Source organism: Frankia sp. Cppng1_Ct_nod, assembly GCF_920656135.1.
Lineage (GTDB): Bacteria > Actinomycetota > Actinomycetes > Frankiales > Frankiaceae > Protofrankia > Protofrankia meridionalis.
The window spans coordinates 1-6,335 of the sequence record NZ_CAKKTK010000015.1; the positions used below are offsets into that span (position 1 = coordinate 1).

Sequence of the window (6,335 nt, forward strand, 5' to 3'; positions counted from 1 at the left end):
CGCGAACACGATCTGCGGTAGAAGGAGCACCGACATCCTCGGTTGAAACGCCTTCTCGGTCGCGGAAGCCCGGGGCCGGTGCCACAGGACGACCCGGAAGAAGGCGGTCAGGTAGAGCGGCGCATTGAACAGGGTCATCGCCGCCGTGCGGATCGCACTCCCAGCACCGCCGCAGGCCACCATGAACAGCAGCGAGCTGGCAAGATACGGTCCCACGAACAGCAGATGCGCTTCCGGGGTCTCCGAGGAGAACGGGGTCCGGAAGATGATGGCGAGCGGCGGACCGACTATGAAGACCGCCTGACTCGAAGCCAGCAGCGGACTGAGTGTGGAATGCAGGTAGTGTGCCCGCTGCCAGCCACTCAGGCCGGATTTGATCAGCGGACTGTCGAACAGCATCAGGCGCATGTAGTTCATCATCCACCGGAATCGCTGTCTTGCGTAGACGGCCACAGTTGCCGGCGCCGTCCCGATGGATACCGCTCGGGCGTGGTAGACGCTGGACCAGCCGCGGGCATGAATCTGATACGAGGTATGAATGTCCTCGCCGATGTTCCATTCGCTGAATCCACCTGTAGATTCAAGTGCGGACCGACGGTAAAGTGCTCCGTTGCCGGTGGAGAAAGCACTTCCGTCCCTGTCCTTCGCCGGCTGGAAGGCACGGTAGAATATAGATTCCGCGTTGTTCAGCATGTCGAGGCGACCCGTATCGAAACACTGGGCGGTGCAGACGAACCCGACTTTCGGATCATGCAGGTAGCCGACCAGCTGTTCAGCGACATCCGGTACCACAAGATGATCGGCGTCGAGAGTCAGGATCGCGTCGCCGTCGGTACGGGCCAGCGCGTGGTTGAGGTTGCCGGCCTTTCCCGACGTGCCGTCAACGCGGGTGAAGCACGGCACACCGAGGCGGGCCGCGAGCGCGTCGATTTCGCGCCAGTTCTTCCTGCCGGATATCCGGCCGTCGTTGAGAACATAGGTCCGGTGCGGATAGTCGATGGCCAGCGCACAGCGCAACGTCTGCTCGACCATCGACGCGGGTTCGCCACACACCGTCACGAAGACGTCAAGAGTACCCGTGGGCGGACCAGGACGGCGAGCATCTCCAGGCCGGTAACGACCCAGCATCACCGCCGTCCAGGCGAGCGCTACGTAGCTCAGTAGTTCTGCTCCGTAGAAGACGCGCCCTATCATGCCGGTCCCGCCCAGGGTTCCCGCACGCCAGACCAGGTAGATCGCTCCCAACACGATCACCAATACGCCGGCGACCAGTCCCAACCGCCGGCTCGCCGGGGCGGCCACCCGCCGGGACCAGTGTCCGGGCGGGAGGCGGTCGGCCGGTACGCGCGGCCGCGGAATCCATTCCGGCAACCGTCCGGGGACGTGAGGCTCCCAGTCTCCCCCGATCGGCTCCCGAGCCTGCCGGATCGGTTCGGCCGGTCCAGCAGGAACCCCCGGCACGGTCAACTCCTGATCGCCCCGACGTTGGCCGTCGTGGCTGTCCAGAGTCGACGCGGTGAAGTCGACAGGCACCGCATCGCGAGCCATACCAGTCACCTTTCGCAAACATTCAGCCGTTCGGCCGCCACCAGGAAGTCCTGCGTGATTCAGACGGCCAGGATCTCAATCAATGCGCGATAAAACGCGCGATAAAACGCGCGAATAAGTAGCCCGGACCCGAGCGGTACCGGCCGTAAAGGGGCGACGATCCCGGTTCTCGACCTTGGGCGGCGGAACGCAACCACTCCAATCGGGACTCGGGGTAACCGGCCGGATACTTCGCAAGGCTATCGCCGCTTTGGCTGTGGAGAGCACGCGGCGCGCCAGCCGAAGGCCGACGAAATCGCTCGGTCGTTTAACACGCGGTTTCCGCGATCCGGCGGCGCGCCGACATTGTGCTCCGACCTCCGGGTAATATCGCGTATGCCACACCCCACCCCGATGGACGGAATTGTTCGCAGCGCCGCATCCTCCACGGCCGTCTCAAGACCAACACCGTGGGACCGGTCGAATCTGCGCCGGTGTACTCAGATCGGTGCTGGCCGGCGACGAGCCAGCCCGGCATTGGGACAGGATGCCGCATGAAGCGTCGACTACTCGACCCGCTCATGATCCGCGCACACATTGTGAACATCGACCAGCTCACACCGCGGATGCGCCTTCTGCGCCTCGGCGGGCAGGCCCTGCAGGGCCTGCGTTGGACGCCCGGCCAGCACGTTCGAGTCCAGGTAGCGGGCCTGGCCGGGCCGCTCGACTGGCTGACCGGCCTACGACGCACCTACTCGATCTGGGACTACGACGGAACAACACTCGAACTGTGCATCTTCGACCACGGCGACGGACCAGGCGCGCACTGGGCCCGAACCCTGCGGACCGGCGACGACGTACTGCTCAGCAGACCGCAGGGCGACTTCACTCTGCGACCGGCCACCCATCACCTGTTCGTCGGCGAGGAGACCGCTTCGGTCGCCTTCGGCGCGATGCTGCGCGCATTGCCCACCACCGAGGATGCACGCGCCATCATCGAGGTCGACAGCGACGACGACGAACTGCCACTGCCCGGCCGCGTGCACTGGCACTACCGCCACGGTACGCCGGCCGCGTCCTCCACCAGCCTGCTCGAAGCAGTACGCCGCCTCGAGATCCCCGACCAGCCCGGCATGGCCTACCTCGCCGGCGAGGCCCGGACCATTCAAGCGACCCTCCGCCACCTCGTCACCGATCGGGGTTGGCCCCGCCGCAACGTACTGACCAAACCGTTCTGGACACCCGGCAAGACAGGAATGGAGTGAGTAAGCAGGTCAGGTCAAAAAAGGACAGCCATATAGCCACCGTGATCAACGCCGTCGGTGCCCTGGCCGACCCGGTGGATGTCGGTCTTGACCCCCGCCGGCGAGGGCGACGGCCCCAGCCCGTGGGAGCCCCGGCCCGTGGGAGCCCCGGCCCGTGGGATGCGAAGCGTTGGGTAGTTCGCTTCGCATCCCACCCGTTCGCTGGTGGTACCCGTCGGCAGTGTGCCGCGTGGCTCAGACTCCGGCGGGGACCGGAGCCGAGAGCACCGTGACCGTGCCGGTGTTGCCGTCCACGGTCACCTCGACGCCGTCGCGCAGCCGCGTCGTGCCGTCACCCACAGAGATGACACACGGGATGCCGAGCTCCCGGCAGACCACAACGGCATGGCTGTTGAGCCCGCCGACGTCCACCACGGCCGCGCCGGCCACGAGGAACAACGGGGTCCACGCCGCATCCGTGATCGGGGAGACCAGAACCTCTCCGGGCTCGAGGGCCTCGCACTGGGCCAGCTCGGTGACGACCCGCACCCGGCCGGTATAGACACCGTGACTGCCTCCGACGCCGGTGAACACGTCCCCCTCGAGGGCCGGTGCGGGCAGTTCACGGTCCCGGCGCGGCCAGGTGGCGATGTCGGGGTCCTCGGCGACGAAGAACGGCGGCTCCAGTTCAGCGAGCTCTCCGTACTCGACCAGACGCCGTGCGATGATCTCGGTGAACCGGCCGGGGTCGGCGAGGTAGTCGTCGAGCTCGTCCGCGAGCAGCATCATGACGTCCTCGGGACGGGCGAAGCGGCCCGCTTCGACGCCGCGGCGGCCGAGCTCACGGATGGTCACGCGGATTTCGTGCAGGGCGGCGACGCAGTTGGCCTTGGTGCGTTCCCGCGCGGGCATCCAGACGTCGACGGCCTGCATTCCGACATCGAAGGTGGCCAGCGCCTCGGCGTTGTCGGCGAGCTCCTTACGGATCTCGGCCGCGGTCTGCGCGCGGCGGGCGGCGAGCTTGTCGTGGCGGAAAGCCGGAGCCTCCGAATCCGGGCTGTGTCGCAGCCGGTCGATCAGGGTGATGGCCGCGGTCGGCTCCACCTCCCACGGCAACGAGTGGATGTCCCACTCGTTGGGGCCGCGGTCCCCGTAGTCGGCGAGGAAGGCGGCGAAGGCGTCCCGGAACGCCGCGACATCACCTGTGGCGGTATCTCCCAGGGCGGCGGCCACCGCGGCCGGACCGGCGTCGAACAGTGCGCCGACCTCCGCCGACCCCGGCACCAGGCGGGACAGGTCCCACAGCCCGACCGCCGGCGAGGCGGAGTCGATGTCACCGATGCCGCTGATCAGGTCGAGCAGGTCACCGCCGCGTCCGACGCTCTCGCACAACGGCCCGAGGATGCCGGGGCCGAAGCTCGCCGGGAGCGTCGAGACCAGGTGGCGGTAGAAGATGCTGCCCTCGCTCTCTGCGAGCAGCGCCCGGGCCCGTGCCACCAGCTCGGCGTCGGACAGGGTGGTGAGGTCGGGGCGCTCGCGTCGGATCGCGAGTACCCGCTCGCGGTCGGCAACGGCGTCGGGGAACTCCGTCGCTCCGAGCAGCCGCTGCACCGAGGCACCGGCCTTCGCCGAACGTTCCTCGTCGACGTCGTCCGGATGCGCGACGTGGGGCGGGATGTCCGGGCGCTGGCCGACGAACGCCCGGTCGGTCTGCTCGACCGGCACTCCCAGGCGTAGCGAGAACAACCTCATATGGGACAGGTTCAGGTAGAAGTAGCCCCCGAAGAGGCCTGCGATCTCGGGTCGGTCGGTCGACAGCTCGTCGGAGCGGTAGACCCCGAGGTCGATGAAGCCCGTCCGCCATCCCCTCAGCACGTGCACGTAGGCCAGCGTCCAGCCCAGCGGGCTCGCGGGCTCGGGTAACGTCTCACCCGCGTTGGCCCTGGTGTAGTGAGGCAGCCGCGGGCTGCGCTCCCAGTCTGCGACCCAGCTCTGCACGACGCGTCCTTTCTCTCCTGACGCCAAGCGTCAGCACGCACGGCCGCCCTGCCTCAGGGACCCATGGGGCCTCCGGCGACGCGAGAAGAATCGCGATCGCGCTACCTTTGGCCAGGATGGCCGTCACCTATGTGACGGCCATTACATGGGACTAACTGTATGTTGTCAACAGAAAGTCTCGGATGTGCCCAGTTTCCCCGCCGAGCTCACCGGGGATGGTCGAGATCCTCGACCAGCTCGATGACGTTGCCCTCGGGGTCGGCCCAGAAGGCGATTCGCCTGCCGCTCGCCTCGACCAGTGGCGGGTCGGACAGCGGGCTCGCTCCCCCGTCACGCATCCGCTCGGCAACCCCCGCGGCGTCCTGAACGTACAACGTGAGGTAGGACAGCCCACGACGGGTGGCGATCGGCACGGCCGCGGCGAGCGGGGTCGCGGCGGACGCAGGTCGCAGCAGCTTGACCCGCTCCCCCCATGGCGTGCGCAGCCACACCACCGTTGTCGCCCCGCCCAGTCCCAACCGCGCGTTGAGCCCGGCCGGTACCTCCGAGCGATGCACCTCGGTACAGCCGAGCGCCTCGATATAGAAGGCGACCATGCCCGCCAGGTCGTCGACGACGATCCCGATCTCCAGTGCCCGGGTCATGACCAACGACGGAGTGGACGATACGGTGCTCACCGTCCTCGCCTCCCGACCTCGTAGCAACGTCCGCAGCCCTGCCGCGAGAAGAAGCGCGACCTGTTCGGGCGGCTCCCCGCGCAGCCGGGATGAGATGACCTCGACGGACAGGCCCGCCCCCGGGCGATGGCGGGCCGCGGCCGCGAGCAGACCCGCCAGATCGAACTCGCCGTCGCCGAACGGCCGTCGGTTGGCCATGCAGTCCGCCAGCAGGTCGTCGTCCTCGGCCGCGAGAGGACCGTCGGACAGTTGCAGCCGCACGACATGCGGCCAGAGACTCTCCGTGAGATCGGCCAGGGTCCCACCGCCGCGGTGGACATGCCAGACGTCCACGCACACCCCGCCGCCCGGACGACCGGCCGCCGCGACCAGCGCCGCCGCCGTGGCCGCGTCCGCCAGGTTCGTGAACGGCAGGAACTCAAGCCCGACCACGACACCCTCGCCCACGCCCGCCGCCCGGTCGCAGAGCGCGGCGAAGCGGGCGACCGCGTCGTCCCACCCGCCCTCGTAGGAACCGATGGCCCCCACGTAGGGCACCCGTAAGCGCTCCGCGACCGTCCAGCAGAGGTCCTCGGCCGCGTCGGGCTGTGCGCCGAAGGGACGCAGCGTCTCCAGCTCACCGACCGTGACACCGCTCTCGGCAAGCAGGTCCTCCAGCTCGGTGAGGGTATGGCCGTCCGCGAGCCAGCCCCGCAACCAGCTCAGGCTGAGGCCCACCGAGGTGAAACCGGCGGCGCGTGCCGCCCGGACCCGCCGCCGCGGCTCGATGACCGGTGGCAGCGAGTGGAAGGACAGCACGGCGCCGTCGAGGTCCTCCGGCGCGGATCCGTCCGGGCTCCCGCTCACCGGGCTCCCGCTTAGCGGGCTCCCGCTTAGCGGGCTCCCGCTT

The 6,335-nt window shown here is 68.4% G+C and carries 4 protein-coding genes; 1 reads left to right on the plus strand and 3 read right to left on the minus strand.

Going from position 1 to position 6,335, the window contains the following annotated elements; all coding sequences use genetic code 11:
• Positions 1-1,548, minus strand: a 1,548-nt coding sequence (locus NBW77_RS06805; RefSeq protein ID WP_131745733.1) for a glycosyltransferase family 2 protein, incomplete at its 3' end; no start/stop codon positions are given.
• A 533-nt stretch (positions 1,549-2,081) separates the two neighbouring features.
• On the opposite strand from NBW77_RS06805, the gene NBW77_RS06810 reads away from it, so the two are divergent.
• Complete coding sequence (locus NBW77_RS06810) at positions 2,082-2,792, plus strand: siderophore-interacting protein (protein WP_250279448.1); 711 nt, start codon at positions 2,082-2,084, stop codon at positions 2,790-2,792.
• Between the two features lie 234 nt (positions 2,793-3,026).
• On the opposite strand, the gene NBW77_RS06815 is transcribed toward NBW77_RS06810, so the two are convergent.
• Both NBW77_RS06815 and NBW77_RS06820 read right to left on the minus strand, forming a co-directional pair.
• Entirely contained in the window at positions 3,027-4,769 is a 1,743-nt protein-coding gene (locus NBW77_RS06815) for a PEP-utilizing enzyme (RefSeq protein WP_131745724.1), read from the minus strand.
• A gap of 206 nt (positions 4,770-4,975) precedes the next feature.
• Positions 4,976-6,292, minus strand: coding sequence for a TIM barrel protein (locus tag NBW77_RS06820; protein ID WP_250279449.1), 1,317 nt, complete (start codon positions 6,290-6,292; stop codon positions 4,976-4,978).
• Positions 6,293-6,335 lie beyond the last annotated feature (43 nt).